Below are 22,372 nucleotides of genomic sequence, written 5' to 3' on the forward strand. Positions count from 1 at the left end.
ACCAATATGTCGTTAGCCGGAAAACTGCTAACGGTAATGCTATTTATAGCGCTGCCGTTGCAGGTTCTGGGATGGGATTGGCAAACGAAGATAACATTGGAGGTAAAGAATCAGCCACTGTCGGCTGTGTGTGACTTGCTCGGGAAATCCTATGGTATCAACTTTTCGTATAGCCGGGACCTTGTCAATTTATCCAGAAAAATTACTGTAACTGTCCATCAGCAAAAACTTAAAAAGTTGCTGCAGGATTTGTTTGCCCCTGATGGAATTACATTTTCCCGTGTTGGTGATGTAATCATATTAACACCAACACCTCACCCTTCCCGCACTTTCACGGGTTTTGTCCAGGATGCTGCCAGCGGCGAAAGACTCCCCGGCGCTACTATCTTCTCGCCCGCACTGCAACAGGGCACCATCACCAACGAATTTGGTTTCTTTAGTTTTACGACCATAGATACCGCTGTCATCGTTGTATCTTATATTGGCTATGCCTCCCAACGGATACAGTTGTCCACACTGAATGACCAACTCTGCACCATTGCTTTGCAGCCTACCGCCAGGCTGAAAGAAGTCATCATTAATGCGGATGAAGGCGGCAAACTCCAGGACCAGACACAAATGAGCAAAGTGAATATTTCAGCAGCTACCGTCAATGCCCAGCCGAAACTGCTGGGAGAGACTGACCTGCTCAGAACATTGCAGTCTGTACCCGGTGTCAGTGGCGGAATGGACGGCGTTGCCGGCCTCCATGTACGCGGCGGCAGCCCCGATCAGAACCTGATCCTGCTGGATGGCTCGCCTATCTTCAATTTCTCGCATTTCTTCGGGGTATTTTCCCTGCTCAATACAGACGTAATCAAAAATACAGACCTCTATAAAGGCGCATTCCCGGCTCGTTTCGGTGGGCGACTTTCTTCTGTGGTAGACATCACCCTGAAAGACGGGGATATGAAGAATTTTCACGGAAATGCGGCAATAGGCCTGATTTCTGCCAAATTCGACCTGGAAGGACCCATCATTAAGGATAAAACGTCCTTTGTTTTATCTGCCAGAAGATCTTACCCGGATATCCTCTATAACAGTATTATGGAGCTGGAAGATAAGGGGAGTCCCAGAGCGAAGTTAAACGCCTATTTCTACGATATCAATGCAAAAGTCAATCATATATTCTCTCCCAAAGACAGACTATACCTGAGTTTCTACAAGGGAGAAGATAATATGAATATCAATCAGCTTGGCGATTCTTCCATCGCAGATAGCACACATCTGATCAGCCAGTTCGACCGTTTTAAAGTAGGTTGGGGTAATACAATCGGGGCAATACGCTGGAATCATATCTATGGGCCACGGCTTTTTTCAAACATCAGCCTGAACTATTCGCAATATGTTTTCAATACTGAAATGGGCTATACCTATAGCCTTCCGGTAGCAGGCGAAAAAGCAGAGCAATCCGGCCGCTACTATTCTAAAATGGAAACGGCAGGTATTAAAGCTGACTTCGACTACAGGCCACATCCTCACCATAGCATCAGGTTTGGTACTTCCTGGACGCTGAATTTCTTTAAACCGGCGGTCTCGTCATTTGTGGATAAAGGCAGTAATATTGTTCCGCTGGATACCGCTGCCAGCGGGCCTGTAAGTACAGGTCTGGAAATGTTGGTTTATGGAGAAGATGAATGGCAGATTACCCCTTCCCTATACGCAAATATAGGATTGCATGCCAGTGGATTTTTCGTGTCCGGGAAATTTTATAGTAGTCTGCAACCAAGGCTGGGACTGCGTTACATGCTGCCACGCAACTGGGCTGTTAAACTGGCATACACGCATATGAATCAATATATTCATCTCCTCAGTAATAATATAGCCTCGTTGCCAACCGATATATGGGTGCCGGCAACGGAGCGGGTGGGGCCAATGACTTCCCGGCAAATCGCGGCAGGCATCTGCAAAACTACAAATGGACAAAAGTGGGAATTCACGCTGGAAGGGTATTACAAGAACATGTATAACATGATCGAATACACGGAGTCGACAGGGATTTTTTCTACAGATGTACTGAAATGGGACCAGCGCGTAGCTACCGGTAAAGGATGGAGTTATGGCGGTGAGTTCCTGGTAGCAAAGAAAAAAGGTAGTACTACGGGATGGATAGGATATACGCTGGCATGGAGTGAACGGCAATTCGCGGCTATCAACGATGGTAAGCCATATCCTTACAAATACGACCACCGCCACGATGTGGAAGTGGTGGTCAATCAGCATATTTCCAAAAACTGGGATGCCTCCGCTGCGTGGAGGTTTACCACCGGTACACCGCTGACATTGCCCGTTTCCAGCTATGAAGGCCAGGGCACGGGATCGCCATGGGACCCGGTTACCAGTCCTACTATTCCGGTAGACCGGTACGCCAACCGGTATAATTACCGTACCGAAGTGTCGCACCGGCTGGACATCAGCATTACCTGGTCTAAACAGAAAAAACACTGGTCCAGGGCCTGGAGTTTCAGTGTGTTTAATGTTTATAACCAGATGAACTCATTTTATTATTACATGAAACGGGATGATATCGCGCAGCAGCGATATCTGTCCAAACTCGTTATCCTGCCTATGTTACCAAGTGTTTCCTATGCAGTTAAATTTTGATCAGATGAGATACCGGCATATATTTTTACTACTAACGTTATTGGCTATACTCAGTATGGCCTGCGAGAAGCCAGTGAATATCACGCTGGTGTATGAAGGCAATAAACTGGTTGTCAATACCATGATGCAGCAGGATTCGCCGGTATATGTGCGGGTGACACGTAGTGTGCCGGTAAATATATACGACGAAAGCGCCTTCGAAGAACTCCCTGATGTTACCGTTTCACTGACAGATGAAAAAGGTACTGTAATGGCTTTAAGTCGCCAGCAGATACAGGGAAAGTGGTATTATGTTTCGTCGCAGCCGGCAACACGCGGACACCGGTATAAAGTAGCAGCATCCGCCGCCGGACTCACGCCGGTGGAGGCAGCAGATACCCTGCCCGCAAAACCGCAGGCAGCTGAAGCTACGGCACAAAGAGGGAGTAACAGGATAAAATTTATCCTGAAAGATAACCCCGGTTCCCACGATTATTACCAGATCCGTGTCTTCAATATTGATACGGCAAATAGGCCGTTGTCTGCCCTGTATTTCAAGCTGGATCCCGCATTTAACAATAACCTGGTAGATATCATTTCTACGGTACAAAGTACCAGCCTGATTATGAGCGACAGCCGTTTTGATGGCAGAGAAGTAACTTTTGTATTACAGACGCAGGATCCTGTTCCCACTACCGGTAAATTGATGGTGGAAGTAACGGCACTTTCCTACGATGCCTGGCAATACCTGAAAACAGCCACCGCTCAGGCGGAAGGCAACGGAGATATTGTGTCGGAACCTGTACGGGTTTTCACAAATGTCATTAATGGTTATGGTATCGTTGCTGGCATAAATGCTAATAAGCTTGTTTTTAAAGTTGACTAAGGCGTTGTTACGACTCCTGTTCGCTGACTAAGGCTTCATGAATGGCATTGGCCATCTGAACCGACTGATTGATAATGATCCTTTGCAGTTTTTTTCGTCCGGCTTCCGACAGCTTATTAACCAGCGGAAAGTGCTCTGCTGCCAGCTTTGTTGCTGCTGTGACAATGCCGTCCTGCATGTTAACTATTCGTAGCTGTTCTTCCATAGCTTCTTGAAAATAAGGTGACAGAGGATCTAAGATCTCATCCCAATCCATGTGAAAATTGAATTACTTTCCGCTATAACAACCCAAAAGCGAATTAGTTGCACAACGAACTAATTTTTTCTATGAATTTTTTGTGATCATTTTATGCCTATGTAATTGGGGATGAACATTTTCAAATTACAGGTGTTCTATTCTTACCCCGGGCGAAGTTGGTTGCCCGCTGAAATATCGTCGATATCTATCTGATTATCATTGTCTACTAGTATTCGTAATCATCGGATTTGTCCAATTATCCCAATGGCTACCTCTGATCTCCTGGAAACCAGATCATTCATCAAATCGATTTTTGTATGCCCTTACAAATTTTAAGTCGCGCCCAAACGGATGGAAAGCCTTCGCTGGCGGAGGATATTTACACCTCACCTTATATGCGGGAAGGGATTGTAAAAGATAAACTGCCTGACCATGAGCATATGCCCGCAAACGTATATGCCCTGCTGAAAGACGAGTTGCTGATGGATGGAAACGCCAAACAGAATTTGGCAACCTTTTGTCAGACATGGATGGACGATGAGATTCATGAGCTTATGAATGACTGCATCGACAAAAACATGATCGATAAGGATGAATATCCGCAGACTGCAGAAATAGAGGCCCGTTGTGTAAAGATCCTGGCAGATCTCTGGAATTCTCCGGCAGCAGCTACCACGATGGGTTGCTCTACCACAGGTTCCAGTGAAGCCGCGATGCTGGGAGGCCTGGCGCTGAAATGGCGCTGGCGCAAGAAGAGAGAAGCTGCAGGAAAAGATACCTCCAAACCAAATATTATTACCGGCGCCGTACAGATATGCTGGCATAAATTTGCCCGTTATTTTGATGTGGAAATCCGCGAAATTCCGCTGCAGGAAGGTCGCCTGACCATGCACCCTGATGATGTGATTGCGCGTTGTGATGAAAATACTATCGGTGTAGTACCTACGCTGGGCGTTACTTTCACCTGTATGTACGAAGATGTGAAAGCAGTAGCCGCAGCATTGGACAAACTCCAGAAAGAAAAAGGCCTGGATATCCCTATTCACGTAGATGCCGCCAGTGGCGCATTCATCGCGCCTTTCGTGACCCCTGAACTGGAATGGGATTTCCGTTTACCAAGAGTGAAATCTATCAACGCTTCCGGTCATAAGTATGGGCTTGCTCCATTGGGAGTGGGTTGGGTAGTGTGGAGAGATAAAGAAGATCTGCCGGACGACCTGATCTTCTGGGTGAATTACCTGGGTGGCAACATGCCAACCTTTGCCCTGAACTTCTCGCGCCCTGGCGGACAAATCATTGCACAGTATTACCTGCTGCTACGATTGGGCCGTGAAGGTTACAAACGTATCATGGAAACGAATTTATCACATGCACAATACATCGCTGACGCGATCAAGGAGCTGGGATATTTCGATTTGTTCTATGATGGCCGTGGCGGATTACCAGGTGCTTCCTGGCGTATCAAGGAAGGCCTGAATCCTGGTTTCTCACTGTACGATCTGAGTGACCGTTTGCGCATGAGAGGCTGGCAGATAGCCGCTTATCCGTTGCCATCAAAAATGGATAATGTCGTTATTCAGCGTATACTGGTGCGTCATGGATTCAGCAGGGATATGGCAGATCTGCTTATCAAGGATATTAAGCGTGCTATAGACTACTTCCAGAAACACCCTATTTCTGTTCCTCTTACAAGGGAAGAAGCAGGAGGTTATGCACATAACTAAGTAAGATTTCGACTGGCAGCGTGTATTATCCGATCCGGATAACAGCATGCTGCCAGTTGTTTTTTCATCCCATTAAATTCTCTGACGCGTATGGCATCTGCATCTGCTAAGATCACCACTACGAGTCTGGCCCTGATGACTGCTGCTGCGGTAATCAGTTTGCGAGGCTTGCCCATGATGGCGAAAGAAGAGCTGACCATGTTCTTTTATATTGGTTTTGCCACGTTTCTATATCTTATTCCTGCATCACTGGTAGCTGCCGAATTAGGTAGCGCCTTCAGTAGTAAAGGAGGCGGCGTATACACCTGGATCAAAGCCGGTTATGGCTCCAGGATGGGCTTTCTCGCCATCTGGTTGCAATGGATACAAAATGTAGTTTGGTATCCTACCGTTCTTGCTTTTGCTGCAGCCTGTATTGCCTATACGATCGGTAAGCCGGAACTGGCCAATAACGGTACCTTTGTTGGAATATTCTCTATTGTAATTTACTGGGGGGCTACGCTGCTGGCTTTCAAAGGAACGGAACTGATCAGTAAGGTAACCAGCTATGGTTTCATTTTAGGTACTGTTATACCAGGTGTCGTTATAATCCTCATCGCTATCATATATATTTTCAAGGGAGAAGAAATACAATTTTTGCATCCCAGAGAAAATGTTGCTTCTATTGTAAAAGATGTTGGTGGAACATTGCACCCACGCTGGGTTCCCAATATTCAAAGCATGGGTGATATCGCTTTCCTGGCGGGTATTCTGTTACTGTTTGCCGGTGTGGAAGTACATGCGGTAAATGCAGAAAAATTACCTGATCCGCAGAAGGATTTTCCAAAAGCTATAGGACTGGCGGGTATTATCATCTTTGCGTTGTTCACCTTTGGTTCGCTGGCGGTGGCTACTGTATTGCCTTATGATCAGATAGATTTACAAGCTGGATTGATGGAGGCTTTCAGGTTTATTTTCGATAAGAATGGCGTGCCGTGGGCTACCAGTATCATTGGCATATTGGCGGCTTTTGGGGTGCTGGCAGGGGTTACTTCCTGGATTGCGGGGCCCAGCCGTGGTTTGCTGTGGACGGCCAAAGAAGGTGTGTTGCCTCCATTCTGGTCTAAAACAAATAAAAACGGTATCCAGATAAATATTCTGATAGTACAGGGTTGTATCGTTACCGTACTATCATCACTGTACTTCGTCATGGATAATGTGAGTGTTGCATTCTTCCTGTTAAGTGCGCTCACCATTGGTTTATACCTGATTATGTATCTGATGATGTATGCGGTAGGTATTAAGCTGAGATATACAGACCCGGATTTGCCAAGGTCGTACAAGGTGCCTGGCGGAAACGGCGGCATGTGGTTTTTTGCAGGTATTGGTTTTGTGGCTACGCTGTTCTCCTTTGTGGTGGCGTTTTTCCCGCCAACGCAGCTGCCTGTCGGAAGTCCGGCTTCCTATGTGGCAATGGTGGCAGGAGGAACAATCATCTTTGTGGCTATCCCACTGCTCATTGCCAAAGAACCACATACTCACCTGTAATATAAACCGGCATCTATGATAAAATTTCTAAGACTTTCAGGTATTGGTTTTTTACTTACAGGTATGTTCCTGATAATCGCCGTCAGTAATGTTTATGCACAGGTAGATACAGATAGTTTGCTGAGGAGAATTGATAGTCTGGAAGCGAAGGTAAACCGTATCCAGAGCCGTATCGGAAGGCCGCAGCCGCAGAACAGAACACAGACGAGAAGTGCATTGGAATCGGGCAAATACGGAGGGTTTGTGGTAGCTGATTTCATGAATACCAAACTGACAATAGGTGGATTTGTGCAGGCAGATTTCATATATGATTTTAAACAACCGGGAAATACGCAGGCCTTTGTGCCATCGTCTATTCCCATCAACAATGCGTCTAAGGGGAATATTGCCTTTTCTCCGCGTCAGACGCGCCTGACCATAGGATCAGAATCAGACACCAAATTAGGTAAACTGAAAACCATCCTGGAATTTGATCTTTTCAATCCGGATGGTTCTTCAGTACCACGTTTGCGTCATGCCTGGGGAGAGTTGGGAAGATGGGGCGCAGGTCAGTACTGGTCGGCATTTATGGATATCGACGTGTTCCCGAATACATTGGATTATGAAGGACCTAACGCGATGGTATTTGTTCGTCAGATTCAGGTAAGATATACACAACCTTTATCGCGCAAAACCACATTGGCTTTCAGTCTCGAAAATCCTGGAAGCGATGTGAAATTTCCGGTTGACTCGGGCATGTCTGCCCGGACGCTTTTCCCGGATGCGGTGCTGCAGTTCAGGCACACCTTTACGGAAGGCAGTCATATTCAACTGGCGGGTCTGTTCCATCCCATTACCTTTGATGACAGGTTACAGGATTCCCATACCACCATTGGCTGGGGTGCAAACCTCACCGGTGTAATTGAAATCAATCCCAGGATCAAGGACAATTTCGTGTACCAGGTAACGTACGGACAAGGTATTGCACGATATTTCAATGATCTGGGTGGTGGCGGATACGATGCAGTCGCGAAGTCGCAGACTGCATTGAAATCCATCCCCGTATTCGGTGTGATGGGGTTTTATGATCACTGGTGGAGCGATAAGCTCAGTACATCACTGGGCTATGGTTTTTTACAGCTGGATGATCAGCAATGGCAGCCCCAGACAGATTTTAAATCTACGCAGTACGGTGTGATAAACCTGCTGTACTATCCTTCTTCATTTGTAAAATTTGGTCTGGAATACCTGTATGGCAAGCATCTTATTATTGATAAACAGGATGGTAACAACAGCAGACTACAGGTATCTATGATGTACAAATTCTAAAGCAAACCTTATGAAACGCATTAACTCCATTTTCTTCGCATTGGTGGTATTACTGCTTACCGGTAGCAGTGTGATGGCGCAGAAAGCCAAAGAAAGCCTGACAGAAGCCAATCTCAAGGCTGTTATGAACGAGGCTTATGAGAAATTCAAAAACGCGCCTGGCGGGGCTAATGCCAGCTACATTCCATTTCTGGCCGATGTGGACTCAAAGCTCTATGGTATTGCAATTTGTACTGCCGACGGCAAGTTATATGAAGTAGGAGATGCCAAATATGAGTTTGGTATTGAATCCATTTCAAAAGTATTTGTACTGGCGCTGGCCATGATGGACCATGGTCCTAAAGCCATTGAAGACAGTATCGGCGTTAATGCTACCGGTATGCCATTCAACTCTGTGCTGGCAGTGGAGCTGGAGCCTGCCAGGGCGGTGAATCCGCTGGTAAATGCCGGGGCCATGGCTACCAACAGCTTTGTAAAGGCACCCAACAGTGCGGCAAAATGGCAAAGAATTGATGACATCTTTGCCAAATTTGCAGGACGGCGTTTACCCGTGATCGATAAGTTATATCAGTCGGAAAGCGCCACCAATCAGCATAATAAAGCGATCGCCTATTTGCTCTATTCTTATGGCAGGTTTTATGATGATGTAGATGTATCAGTAGACCTGTATACCAAAGGCTGCTCTTACGGTACCAGCGCAAAAGACCTGGCTGTAATGGCAGGGACCCTGGCCAATGCAGGCAGAAACCCGATTACTAAAGAACAGGTGATTAAACCCGAATATTGCCCTAAAATACTGGCTAATATGATCACTGAAGGCTTATACGATTCTACCGGCGACTGGGTATACGCTACCGGACTTCCCGGCAAAAGCGGCGTAGGCGGCGGTATAATCGCAGTAGTGCCCGGTAAGCTGGCCATTGCTGTATTTGCGCCACCACTGGACAAAGCCGGCAATAGCGTAAAAGGTCAGTTAGCAGTGAAATATATGGTAGATAAGCTCGGGCTGAACTTGCTCGACGGAAGAAATTAATTTTTCTGGAACTGCCGTTCCATGACCGGCAGTTCCAAAAAAATCTCCACTATTCCGTAATTTCATAGAACAAGTTCTCACCATAACAAGTTTTATAATTATGGATGTTAAGGATTATTACAAGATTCTGGGCGTAGAGAAGAGTTCAACGGCAGAACAGATCAAAAAAGCCTATCGTAAACTGGCAGTGAAATATCACCCCGACAAAAATCCCGGTGATAAAGCTGCAGAAGAGAAATTTAAGGAAATCAATGAAGCCTACGAAGTGCTCAGTGATGCCGACAAAAGAAAGAAATACGACCAGTTTGGTGAAAACTATAAGTATTACGAACAACATGGTGGTCGTCCGGAAGACTTCGACTGGTCGCAATATGGCGGCGGTGGTGGCGGCGGACAACAATACCACTATTCCGGTAATATGGAAGATATGTTTGGAGGAGAAGGGAATTTCTCGGACTTCTTCGAACAGCTTTTCGGCAGCCGGTTTTCAGGAGGCGCCGGCGGAAGACGTGCCCAAAGCACCGCCAGAGGCCGTGATGTACAGGCAACCATGGAAGTTTCCCTGGCCGATGCCTACAGCGGCGCCACCAGGCAGGTAGAAGTAGGTGGCAGCAGGCTGAATATTAAGCTTAAACCGGGCCTCTACGAAGGACAGGTGATCCGACTCAAAGGAAAAGGAAACCCGGGCCGGAAAGGCGGAGAAAACGGCGATTTGCTGATTACCATACAACTGGCCCCACATCCCGGCTATGAACTGAAAGGACAAGACTTACACGGAGACGTTGCCGTACCGCTATACACCGCTATCCTGGGAGGTAAAATCAACGTACCTACCCCCGGAAGCACACTGAACATGAACATCCCCGCAGGAACAGACAGTGGCAAGGTTTTCAGACTCAAAGGAAAAGGAATGCCGGCATACGACAACAAAGGCGAGGCCGGTGATCTTTATATAAAAACGGTAGTACATATTCCTACTCACCTTACCGACAAGGAAAAAGAATTGTTTGAGCAACTTTCACAACTAAACGCACATGGCCATGCTTAGGTTATTCGATTATCTCGAAGAAGTAATTGCCACGGAAAGGATTTCGCAGCTGAATAATCCTCCGATGTTATATACCGCCAGTGAAATCATGCAGGAACTGGGCTATCCTGAATCGAGCCTGGCCCAGGAGCCGCTGGACCGTGCTATGCATGCCTGTGCAGCGCTACAGATCCCGGTAAACTATAACTTCAAAAAGGTATACCTCTTCAAAGACGGAGAAATGATTACCGACTGGCAGCTGTCTGAACTGGCTACCTATCTCTTTATGATCAACTGCAATCCGTTGAATCCGGTAGTAGCAAAAGCACAACTCATTTTTATGATGAAAGACCGCGTATGAGAGACGTAAACAGGACGGGAATCCTAATTGTCATTATCATGGGAACTATCATGGCCGGGATAGATTCCAGTATCGTGAACATATCCCTTCCTGTGATGAGCCGGCAGTTCAATTGTACCCTCGATGAAATAGAATGGGTTATCACCGTTTATATGCTGAGTTTTTCTGTGCTCATGCCACTCACCAACTGGCTTAAAAACAGAATAGGCTTCTTTAACCTCTACCTTGGTGCTATCAGTATCTTTACCATTGGGTCTTTAATGTGTGCATTGTCTGATAACCTGCCGTCGCTGCTGGCGGCCAGGGTGATCCAGGCATTGGGAGGCGGCGCCATGGCGCCTACGTCCATGGCAATCATTTCGTATGTTTTCCCTTCACGCATACGGGGTACCATATTGGGCTGGTGGGGACTCGGCAACCTCGTAGGACCGGCCATCGGCCCTACACTCGGTGGTATCCTCACCGAAAAATTCGGCTGGCCATCAATCTTCTATATCAATCTGCCCATCGGTATCCTGACGGTATATTTGGCCTTCCGGTATTTAGGCATATTGCGTAAGCAGCCAAAAATCAAGCTGCCATTTGATCTGGCAGGGTTTACCGCACTGACCATATTTCTGGTATGTCTGCAATATGGTATCGCCAAAGCAGAAAGAGTGGGGATAACATCTCCCCAGATCCTTATTATACTGAGCATTGCATTGCTTGCATTGATTGCCTTTGTCGGCATAGACAGGCGTGTGAAAACACCTATCATAGACCTGCACCTGTTTGAAAATTATTCCTTTGTCAGTTGTATCCTGGTAACGATATCCAGGGCAGCGGCCCTGTTTGGCGGGCTGTTTCTGATGCCTTTCCTTTTGCAGGAACAGATGGGGTATTCTGAAGGCATGTCGGGGCTGCTGATATTACCCAATTCTGTATTTATGGCAGCGCTGATGCCTTTTGCCGGCCGCTGGTCGGACAAGCATGGCAGCCGGGAAATATCGCTGATGGGGATTTTGTTGCTGGCAGTTTCCATGTTCCTGTTTGCCCGCCTCGATTCGCACAGTGGTATGCAAAGTGTGATCATCACCATGGTGATACGCGGGCTGGGAATGGGGCTGCTGCTGGCGCCGCTCAATGCTGCCACACTGAGTGCCGTAAGACCCGAAGAGGTGACCATGGCATCCAGTATCAGTACGCTGATGCAGCAGGTAGGTGGTGCGCTGGGAATCGCCATGCTGGCCATTATTACCCAGGCTACCTACAACGAAAACGTTCTTGCCGGTGTAAGTAACATGCGGGCACATCATCTGGCTTTGCGGCAAGGTTTTCATATCTCCATGATCATTCTGCTGGTAACCCTGATCCCTGCGTGGTTTATGCCCCGCCGGAACGTAGTGCTCAAAGAAGCAGATAAACATATTGATACTTAGGAATAATTTTTGAAGACCTTTGCAGAACTAATTTTTTAAACATGCCTGCGACCGGAAAGAAACGAATCCTCATGATCGATGATGATGAAGATGATTTTTATTTAGTAAATGCACTCCTGCAGGACATCTCTCCGGATCAGTACACACTGGAGTGGGCATCTTCCTATAACAATGGTTTAAAAGCAATCGCCACCCAGGCGCATGACTTATACCTGGTTGATTACCGCTTAGGCAGTCATACCGGCATTGACGTGCTGAAATATTTCCGTCAGCTGGATTACAATGCTCCCGTTATTCTTTTCACCGGTAAAGGCGACTACCTCATCGATAAAGAGGCCATGGAAGCCGGCGCCTCTGATTATCTCGTTAAAAGCGAGATCAATGGCGCGTTGCTGGAAAGAGCCATCAGGTATACACTAGATAAGTTTGCACATCTTTCTGTTATAGAGAAGAGTGAGAAAAGATATTTCAGCATATTTGAGAAATCCAACGATATTATTTTACTGGTAGATGACCAGCAGCGTATAATAGCAGCGAATCCCGCCGCAGTAAAGGTGTTGGGTTATGGAGATGACCACCTTTACCATATGTGCCTCTCTGACCTGATTGCCAGGGATGAAGATAAGCTGGTATTTGCATCCCGGTCGCTGGCGCATCATCCGGCAGGACAACTGGAATATCTTTTTCAGAGTCAGGCCGGCCTGTTGCTGGAAGTGATGATGAACATATCGCTGCTGGACGAAAAGAACGAGCATTACCTCTGTATTATCCAGGATGTGACCTTGCAGAAGCAGAAAGCCAGAGAAAAGCAGCAACAGGAAAAGTTTGCAATTACTGGTCGCATAGCCCGCATGGTAGCCCATGAAGTGCGTAATCCGCTCACCAACATATTGCTGGCCACCTCTCAGCTGAAAATGGAGCCGATGGCTGAATCTGAAGAAGGGCAGCTATACCTGGATATCATGGAGCGAAACTGTCATCGTATCAACCAACTGGTAACGGAGCTGCTGCAATCTACCAAGATGGTGGAGCTGACCATGCAGCCAGTGAATATCAACGATATGGTAGAAAAGGCGTTGGTACTTGCTTCCGACAGACTGCAACTCAACAGCATCCAGGTAAACAAAAACTTCACCGATACCCAGGCCATGATGATGGCCGATGAAGAAAAGCTGATCATTGCACTGTTAAATATCATCATTAATGGTATAGAGGCAATGTCGCCAAGCCAGGGCGTTTTGGCAATCTCTACCGATACGGATAAATATTATATACAGCTACGTATAACCGATAACGGTAGCGGTATATCTGATGAAAATATGAGTAAACTTTTTGAGCCATTTTTCACCAGTAAAACTAAGGGAACCGGATTGGGGCTTACGGCTACACAGAATATTATCCTGAACCACAAGGGACGCATCACTGTGAAAAGTAAGCCGGGAGAAGGTTCCAGCTTTTTTATTACCTTTCCGCGTATTGCCTGATCAGAAAAAAAAGTTAAAATTGATAAAATAACCGCTATCTTTCAGGCCGAATTATACCTACTTGTTTTAACCACCCTACCGAAAAGCTCCTGCTAATAATTTACAATCAGCAGATTATAAAGTCAATTTTTTACTGACAAACCGATTTTAGCCACCCTACTGAAAAGCTGCGTGCTTATTGCATTCAGCATAAAGCCTCGCTATTGCATCAAAATCATTAAAGTACCTCTGGTAGTAGGCCCTATGCCGCGTATTATCAGGCTATTTATCGGCTATGCAGCATTTTTACGCTTGTTTTAGGAGAAAGCCGTTGTGTATTTCTCTGTTATTGCTTCTGCAATATTTCTTATTAACCGTTGTTCCCGCGCATGCTACCCCACTCGCGCGTGTAACTGCACCCACTATTACTAACGTAACTGGCCCCACTCCAGCAAAGAGCTACAAAAAAGGTGATGTACTGAGTTTTACCATCACATTCAGTGTACCCGTCAAGGTTACCGGGGCTCCGGGGAGTACCTATGTTCAGCTTTACCTAGGGGCGCCTGGTAAAGCCAGGCAGGCGGTATGGGTGAGTAGCGCTGCGTCGGCGACACAGGTCTTTTCCTATACACTAACAGATGGTGATGATTTCTCCGGTACTGTTACCTGGGATAATTTTATCACTATCAATGCAGGTAATATTTTTGATACCAACACGCCGGCAACGCCAATAGATCCCAATGGTCTGAAAGCAAACTTTCAGGCTGGTGCAACTACCAGTGCAGCGGGCATTATAATAGACGCTACCTCTCCCTTTGTAGCAGATGCTTTTGGTAATCCGGACTATATACATATTGCAGGAGCTCAAAATGTTGCCAGTGGCAGTGATGTTCAATTCCTGGTAACGTTTTCTGAGCCGGTGCAAAATATCACTAAATCAGGTTGGGTGGCCGCAGGCTCCAATGCGCTTACGTTTAGTAGTTATGATGTTGTGGTAACAGGTATTAAGACATGTGTCGTAACATTTCACAACGTTGTAAATACAGATACGAAAAACGTCCGGACATTCCAGATTCAGTTGAATGGTCCTGCCAGTGGCATTACCGATAACGCCGGTAACCCGATGGTGACCAATGCCGGCAGTGATGCCTTTTATATTGGACCTGGAACACCAGCGGCACCAACACCAATTATCACGGTAGAAAACAATAAAACAAAAGTAAATGGTGACTTCAACATCACTGTTACTTTCAGTAATACATTACAAGCCTTCGACCCGACAAAACTTTCCTGTACCAATTGCAATGCAACATTTACAGGAACGGCTCCCGGAGGTCCCTATACCTATACCATTTCTCCGCAAGGAAATACCGGAACAGCAACTATCAGCTTGCCTGTTGGCGCCGGTCAGGATGCCTTTGGCCAGAATACTACAGCCTCCAACACGGTAACCGTAGCTTATGACAAGGTACAGCCGACCGTGCAGATTACCCCTTCACAAGACGCGGCTACCGGAACATTCAGCGCGGTGCTGGTATTCAGTAAGCCCGTAACCACGCCGGATATCACTAAACTGACAGGAACCAGTGGTACCGTTACGCTGACACAAATCAGCCTGAACGACAGGACCACCTATAAAGTGGTTTTTACGCCCGCTGCGCAGGAAATGGATATTAATTTCGGTGTAAGCGCAGGCGCCTCTAAAGATGATTATGGTAACGATAACCTTCCGGCTAACGTAATTTTTCATTTCGATGTTTTAGCCCCTACTATTATAAGCATTACCCCTACTACCGCTTCTCCCACCAATGCTACTGCAGTAACCTATCAGGTGAAATTTTCTGAAAAGGTAACACAGCCGCAACTATCAGATTTCCTGGTAATGGGAACAGTAACCGCAAATGGCGTCATGCAGAGTGTTGTACCCGTAGGGGGAACAGCACCAGCCACTGATTATATTGTTACTATCGGAAGTGTTGGCGGAGATGGAACCTTGAACCTGGGTATTTTAGGAAATAACTCTATACAAGATCCGAGTAATAACCCACTCAGTGGCACTGCCAATGGAACTCCTGTTACCATAGATCATACGCCTCCTACTGTGAACCTTTCGGGTGCTACTATATTTGGTCAGGATCCATTCACCGTACAGTTGCATTTTTCTGAACCTGTAGTGCAGAACACTGGTAGTATTACCATTGCAAACGGCACATTGGGAGTTATATCAAAAGTAGATGCCCAAAACTGGACAGTAACAGTGAGTGCTGTTGCAAACGGAGCGGTGGTAATTACATTGAATACAGACTCCTGGAGAGACCTGGCGGGTAATCCTCTGCAACAAACAGCATTTAATGTCAATTTCGATAATACCGTTCCTCAGCCAACCCTGACTAAAGAAGCTGGTTATGATGCACCGTTTAAAGTAGATATACAGTTCTCTACAGATTTTTATCCTAATGTACTGGATAATTCCATGTTTACGCTGACAAATGGTACTATAAGTTCTTTGTATGGCAGTGGAAGAAATTGGGTTGTTGTGGTTCAGCCAATAGCTCCCGGCCCGGTAAGTATTTTCATGCAAGCGGCGCGGGTAAAAAGCGCTGCAGGAATAAAGAATGCAGCATCAAATGTTGTTACCTGGACATACGATCCAGGTTCATTTGACGTAACCTTATCTACCAGTGCCCCGGACCCTGCGGTTAATACTTTTGATGTGGCTGTTGAATTGACAAAAGCGGCTACGACGTTGGATGCATCGATGTTTACACTCGTAAATGGTACCGTTTACAATGTAACAAAAGTGGATGATACGCACTTTACTGTATCCGTTAAACCAGCGGCTACAGGCAGCGTAAGTGTTACATTCAGCGCCAATCAACTCCAGGATGCAGGTGGCCGTCCTAATAACATATCTAATACCGTTACTGTAAACGGTGTAGTAAATCACCCACCAACGGACATTAACTTATCTAAGGATAATGTAGATGAAAATATGCCAGCCGGTACGCTGGTAGGTAATCTGACTGCAACAGATCCTGATGCAGGAGATCAATTTATCTACACGCTGATGCCTGGTTATGATGCAGGCTTTGCTATTTCAGGTAATCAACTGGTGACTACTACCCCATTTGATTATGAAACAAAGAACAGCTATAATATCCGTATCAAAGTGACGGATAAGTATGGTGCTACTTTTGAAAAGAATTTTACGATTTATATCAATAATGTAAACGAAGCGCCAGCGGACATTTTACTGAGTAATAATACTATTGCGGAAGATAAGGCAGCTGGCACTTCAGTAGGTACTTTCAGTGCTACCGATCCTGAAAATAATGTGCCGCTGACATACACGCTGGTGGCAGGTGTTGGTAGTACAGATAATGCTTCCTTTATCATTGCTGGTGATGTGTTGCAGTCTGGAGCAATGTTCAACTACAATACGAAGAATACCTACAATATTCGTGTACGCGTTACCGATGCATTGGGTGCTTATTTCGAAAAGACGTTTGTTATAAATGTTACCGCTGTAAACCATGCCCCTACCGGAATTGTGTTGACACCGGATTATATTGTGGATCACAGCCCTGCCTATACTAAAGTAGGTGTACTGACAGCCATTGATGTAGACCAGAATGAAACATTCCATTTTACAATATTGTCAGGTTTTGATGGTAGTAAGTTTAAAATAGTTACCGTTGGAACAGATACCTATCTGGAATTAGAAGAACAGGCAGAATATTATCAGCAGAACAGCTATACCGTTATGATCGAGGTCACTGATAATGGTGGTGCGGTTTACTCACAAAAATTGACAATCCCGGTAAAACAAGGCAATTATCCGCCTACTGCTATTCTGTTAGATAATACAAAGGTAGATGAAGGCCTTCCTGTTGGTACAACGGTTGGAAACCTGAGCGGTACTGATCCGAATCCTGGTGATCATCTGCACTTCAGTATAGTGGCTTCTCCGGATGCCGGTAAGTTCGATATTACCGGTGGCACAACACTGGTAACCAATGCAGTATTTGACTATAGTGTAAAATCTTCCTATGATATTACCATAAGGGCTACAGACGACGGCGGACTCTATCTGGAAAAAACATTTACCATTTATGTAAATAACAAATTACATCCTGCAACTGATATAGCGCTGGATCGTGATAGTGTCCCTGAAAATAGCCCGGTTGGCACTTTGGTAGGTAATCTGAGCGCTACCAGTATTGATCCTGTGACGTATACCTTTGGTGGTGGTGCGGATGATGCGCAGTTTACTATTTCAGGTACAACCCTGCTGACAAATGCTTCGTTCGATTATGAAACGAAGAAAACATATCAAATTAAAATTACCGCGACAAATACCAGTGGCCTTACATTTACGAAAGATTTTACTATCAAAGTAACCAACGTAAATGAAAATCCAACAGATATCTCACTGGATCATGATACTGTAGAAGAACAACAGGCAGCAGGTGCAGTTGTAGGCAATCTCTCTACAACAGATCCTGATACCAATGATACCTTCACCTATACCATTCAGGCTGGTCCGGATGCGGCTAACTTCGCTATTGATGGCAACGTGTTGAAAACTGCCGCAGTACTGGATTTCAGAACGAAGGCTACATACACGATTACGATTCGTTCTACCGATGCTGGTGGACTTTATACTGAGAAAAGCTTTACCATCCATGTATCAGAGAAGAACCTTCCACCTGATGGCCTGGAGCTGAGTAATACAAGGATAGACGAAGGACTACCTCTCACTACAGTTGTTGGTACAATTATCGGTCATGATCCTAATACGGTAAATATACTTCACTACAGTATTGTGCCTGTTGATGACTATTCCTATTTCAGCGTAAACGGAGACAAGCTCATTACCATGTTACCTATGGATTATAGTGTGAAATCACAGTTTCATATTACACTGACTGTGATGGACCAGTTCGGGCTATCCTTCCAGAAACAGTTCACAATTACTGTAAATAATAAGTACCATGGTCCTTCTGGTATTCAACTGAGTAAAGACAGTATTCCGGAGAATAGCGCGATAGGCACATTGGTAGGTAATCTCAGCGCAAACAGTGTGGATGCTGCAAGCACACTCGTTTATAGCTTTGGCGGTGGTGCGGACGATGCATCGTTTACCATCAATGGAACCGCACTCAATTCCAATACTGCACTTGACTTTGAGACAAAGAATACTTATAACATTAAAATTAAGGTAACAGACACCAGTGGATTATCTTCTACCCAGGACTTTGTTATCAGGGTCACAGATGTTAATGAAGCACCTACAAGTCTTGCGCTGAGTAATAATAAAATTGATGAACTATTGCCGTTGGGTAGTACAGTAGGCACACTCAGCGCAACAGATCCTGATGCAGGCGATACATTCACCTATACTATCGTTGGTGGTGCAGATGCTAACAGCTTCAAGATCGTTAACAATGTATTGCAGACAAATGCGGTACTGAATTACCAGCAACAGCAAACTTATGAAGTTCGTATACGCGTAACAGATAGAGGTGGATTGTATTTTGAACAGACCTTCACTATTCAATTACTTCCTGTAAATCAGGCTCCTACTGATGTTCAACTGAGCAATACGCAAGTGGAAGATCAGAGCCCGGCTAATACAGTGGTTGGCAAGCTGACTGCTACAGACCCTGATGCGAATGAAACATTTACCTATACGCTTTCAGGAACGGATGCAGGTAAATTCAAAGTAGTATTGTCTGGCAGTGATTACTATCTGCAAACAGTATCTGCAGTGGATATGCAACAGCAAAGCAGCTATAGTATTACTATTACTGTAACAGACCGTGGCGGACTGACCTACGGCAAACCATTTACGATTACTGTTAAAGAGAAGAATGTTGCGCCAACAGATATCCAGTTAAGTAAAAAATCGGTAGATGAACAATTGCCGGCAGGTACAACTGTAGGAACTATAACAGGCACTGATCCTAATACCAACGATCAACTGAGCTTCAGTCTCTTAGCTGGTGGCGACAACAATAGCTTCGCCATTAACGGTACTACACTGGTTACCAATGCAGTATTTGACTTCAGCGTGAAATCCCAGTATGTTATTACCATACGTGCCACGGATCTCGGCGGACTCACCTACGAAAAACAGTTTACCATTACCGTAAATAATACCGGACATCCTCCTACTGCTATTGCGTTGAGTAATAATAGTGTGGCAGAGAACAGCGCCGTTGGAACGCTGGTAGGTAACCTGAGTGCAACCAGTGTAGATCCGGTAAATAGTCTGGTTTACAGCTTTGCAGGTGGTGCAGATGACGCGCAGTTTACTATTAGCGGTACTGAGTTGAAAACAAATGCCGTATTTGATTACGAAACGAAGAATGTCTATAATATTAAGATCAAGGTAACCGGTGGTAGTGGCTTGTCTTACACCAAAGACTTTACTATCAATGTTACAGATGTCAACGAAGCACCTACAGACATCACACTGGATAATAACAAAATTCTGGAGAACAGTCCTGTGGGTACGGCAATAGGCAGTTTCACCGCTACAGATCCGGATGCAGGAGATACGTTTACGTGGTCATTTGCCGGAGGCGCGGACGACAGTAAGTTTACACTCGTAGGAAATAAGCTGCAGAGCAATGCGGTATTTGATTATGAAACAAAGAACAGTTACACTATTCGTATACGCGTTACAGATAGAGGCGGATTATACTTTGAGAAGAACTTTACGATTAATATACTGGATGTAAATGAACCGCCAACCATTACTAATCCGGGTAACCAGGTGGTTTGCGACGGACAGCAGGCACAGGAAATTGCGTTAAGTGGATTGAGTGCAGGTCCTGAAAAGAACCAGACGATCACCATTGTTGCCACCAGCAGTAAAGATTTCTTTGATATGCTGACTACCAGGGATAATGGAAATGGTACCGGTGCTATTCGCTTCCAGCTGAAGAAAGGTATTTCCGGGGTAACCACGCTTACCGTGCTGGTACGTGATAATGGAGGTACTGATAACGGCGGACAAGACCAGGTGTCCATTACATTTGATCTGACAGTAAATGAACTGCCGGCAGTAACAGTTACCAGCGACAAGGGCACAACGGTGCCTGCAGGTACCATTGTGAACCTGACTGCAACAGGTGGAAGTACCTATGCATGGGGAGATGCGCCAGATGTGATCAGTGGCAGGAATTCAGCGGTGCTCACCGTTCAGCCAACTGTTACCAATACTTACCTGGTTACCGTTACTAACGTATATGGATGTACGGTTACGACAGATTTCCGTTTGGAAGTGAGTGGTAAAGTGGGTGTAGAAGCGTCCAACATCCTGACACCGAATGGAGATGGTATCAATGACAGATGGGTAGTTAAAAATATCGCGCAGTATCCAAATAATGAAGTACGGATTTACGATCGTGCCGGAAGGTTGATTTATAATCGTAAAGGATATGCCAATGAATGGGATGGACGATTAAACGGCCATGTGCTGGCAGAAGGAACCTATTATTATCTGCTGGACCTTGGCGATGGAAAAGTTGTAAAAGGCTTCATTACGATCGTTCACCAATAGTAAAATGAAAAAGATGTTCGTTAAAATTAAATCAATAGGAATACTGGTTGCTGGTCTGATTGCCGCAACCTTACAGATACAGCAAGTGAAGGCGCAGGACTGGTCTAAGAGCAGTGCTCCTCTGCAACCTCTTACCAGTCAATATTTCCAGAATCAGTACCTTGCCAACCCCGCAATGGCAGGTATTGATACCGGATTACATCTCAATGTGGCCTATCGTGGCCAATGGTCTGATGTGCCAGGGACGCCGGTAACGAAGGCTGCTACTGCCGATTATTATGTAGGAAGCAGGGTGGGCGCCGGTTTGACAGTATTTAATGACAAAGCCGGATTAATAAACCGTACCAAGGTTGGACTCACCTATGCCTATCATTTGCCGTTGAATGCAGCGGGGAAAGACAAACTGCATTTTGGCTTGTCTGTAGGGATAAATGCACAGCGTCTGGATAAATCTGCCATCATTGGTGAACAAAATGATCCGACAATTAATGCATTTAATCGCAGAGATGATTATTTTGAGGTCGATTACGGCATGGCCTATACGAATGATAAGTGGACCATTCAGGCGGCTTTTCCCAATTTGATGAATACGCTGCGTAAGGACGAGAACAAGACCGTAGACGCTACAACCTTTTATGGTGCGGTGTCTTATAAGATTAATGTCAGCGAATCTGTTCCATATGTAGAGCCTAAGGTATGTTACCGTGGCGTTCGTGGATATGATGCTTTGGTGGATATAGGCGCTAATGTAGTTTTCCTGCAGCAATATCTGAATGTATTCGGGTTGTACCATACCAGTAACAACTTTACCGTGGGTGCTGGCTTCAATTACCGTTCCATCGCGGGTTTCCAGGTGATGTATACCACCCAGACGGCCGGTTTGAAAAATTATACCAGTGGCGCACTGGAGGTGGGACTAGTGGTACACCTGTTCAAGTAAATAACTATCAGCACTGAAAACCCATGTTTAGCAGTCTCTAATGAATAGAGACTGCTTTTTTTTAGGGTTTTCAGGGGATATGGCTGATAGCGTCGCAATATTTTTTCAATACCACAAAAATGACTTTGAGATAAGCAAGGCGATCACTTTGAGACTGTTTTTAAAAATGTAAAAATAGCTCTTAATGAAAAACAGCCTTTATGTAATTGAATATCAAATTAATACATAACTAGCATTGTTGTATTAGTTCAATTG

Annotated in this window: 13 protein-coding genes; 12 read left to right on the forward strand and 1 reads right to left on the reverse strand. The window is 45.5% G+C overall.

The features are described from left to right. The first annotated feature begins 6 nt into the window (after positions 1-6). Positions 7-2,643, forward strand: coding sequence for a carboxypeptidase-like regulatory domain-containing protein (locus F3J22_RS06140; protein WP_167015322.1), 2,637 nt, complete (start codon positions 7-9; stop codon positions 2,641-2,643). A gap of 4 nt (positions 2,644-2,647) precedes the next feature. Further along, positions 2,648-3,508, forward strand: coding sequence for a DUF4249 domain-containing protein (locus F3J22_RS06145; protein WP_167015324.1), 861 nt, complete (start codon positions 2,648-2,650; stop codon positions 3,506-3,508). A 7-nt stretch (positions 3,509-3,515) separates the two neighbouring features. On the opposite strand, the gene F3J22_RS06150 is transcribed toward F3J22_RS06145, so the two are convergent. Next, a complete protein-coding gene (locus F3J22_RS06150; protein WP_167015326.1) occupies positions 3,516-3,764 on the reverse strand; it encodes a hypothetical protein in 249 nt (82 codons plus the stop codon). A 299-nt stretch (positions 3,765-4,063) separates the two neighbouring features. On the opposite strand from F3J22_RS06150, the gene F3J22_RS06155 reads away from it, so the two are divergent. The 10 genes from F3J22_RS06155 to F3J22_RS06200 all read left to right on the forward strand — a co-directional run bounded on the left by F3J22_RS06155 (position 4,064) and on the right by F3J22_RS06200 (position 22,117). Next, entirely contained in the window at positions 4,064-5,470 is a 1,407-nt protein-coding gene (locus tag F3J22_RS06155) for a glutamate decarboxylase (RefSeq protein ID WP_167015328.1), read from the forward strand. Positions 5,471-5,560: 90 nt separating this feature from the next. After that, a complete protein-coding gene (locus F3J22_RS06160) occupies positions 5,561-6,997 on the forward strand; it encodes an APC family permease (protein WP_167015330.1) in 1,437 nt (478 codons plus the stop codon). 15 nt (positions 6,998-7,012) lie between these two features. Beyond that, complete coding sequence (locus F3J22_RS06165) at positions 7,013-8,305, forward strand: DcaP family trimeric outer membrane transporter (RefSeq protein WP_167015332.1); 1,293 nt, start codon at positions 7,013-7,015, stop codon at positions 8,303-8,305. Between the two features lie 10 nt (positions 8,306-8,315). Beyond that, the gene (gene glsA / locus F3J22_RS06170; protein WP_205195150.1) at positions 8,316-9,338 is read left to right on the forward strand and encodes a glutaminase A; all 1,023 of its coding nucleotides are present in this window, start codon (positions 8,316-8,318) and stop codon (positions 9,336-9,338) included. A gap of 100 nt (positions 9,339-9,438) precedes the next feature. Next, positions 9,439-10,386, forward strand: coding sequence for a DnaJ C-terminal domain-containing protein (locus tag F3J22_RS06175; RefSeq protein WP_167015334.1), 948 nt, complete (start codon positions 9,439-9,441; stop codon positions 10,384-10,386). After that, a complete protein-coding gene (locus tag F3J22_RS06180) occupies positions 10,379-10,726 on the forward strand; it encodes a damage-inducible protein D (RefSeq protein WP_167015336.1) in 348 nt (115 codons plus the stop codon). Before F3J22_RS06175 ends, F3J22_RS06180 begins: the two co-directional genes overlap by 8 nt. Continuing rightward, positions 10,723-12,144, forward strand: a complete 1,422-nt coding sequence (locus F3J22_RS06185) for an MDR family MFS transporter (protein ID WP_255492050.1) — start codon at positions 10,723-10,725, stop codon at positions 12,142-12,144. The genes F3J22_RS06180 and F3J22_RS06185 overlap by 4 nt, the downstream gene beginning before the upstream one ends. A gap of 41 nt (positions 12,145-12,185) precedes the next feature. Continuing rightward, positions 12,186-13,628, forward strand: coding sequence for a hybrid sensor histidine kinase/response regulator (locus tag F3J22_RS06190; protein ID WP_167015340.1), 1,443 nt, complete (start codon positions 12,186-12,188; stop codon positions 13,626-13,628). Positions 13,629-13,956: 328 nt separating this feature from the next. Beyond that, on the forward strand, positions 13,957-21,177 hold the full coding sequence (locus tag F3J22_RS06195; RefSeq protein ID WP_167015342.1) for a cadherin domain-containing protein: 7,221 nt from the start codon (positions 13,957-13,959) through the stop codon (positions 21,175-21,177). A gap of 13 nt (positions 21,178-21,190) precedes the next feature. Next, the gene (locus tag F3J22_RS06200; RefSeq protein WP_167015344.1) at positions 21,191-22,117 is read left to right on the forward strand and encodes a PorP/SprF family type IX secretion system membrane protein; all 927 of its coding nucleotides are present in this window, start codon (positions 21,191-21,193) and stop codon (positions 22,115-22,117) included. Positions 22,118-22,372 lie beyond the last annotated feature (255 nt).

Origin of the sequence: Chitinophaga sp. Cy-1792, assembly GCF_011752935.1 — a bacterium.
Taxonomy (GTDB): Bacteria; Bacteroidota; Bacteroidia; order Chitinophagales; family Chitinophagaceae; genus Chitinophaga.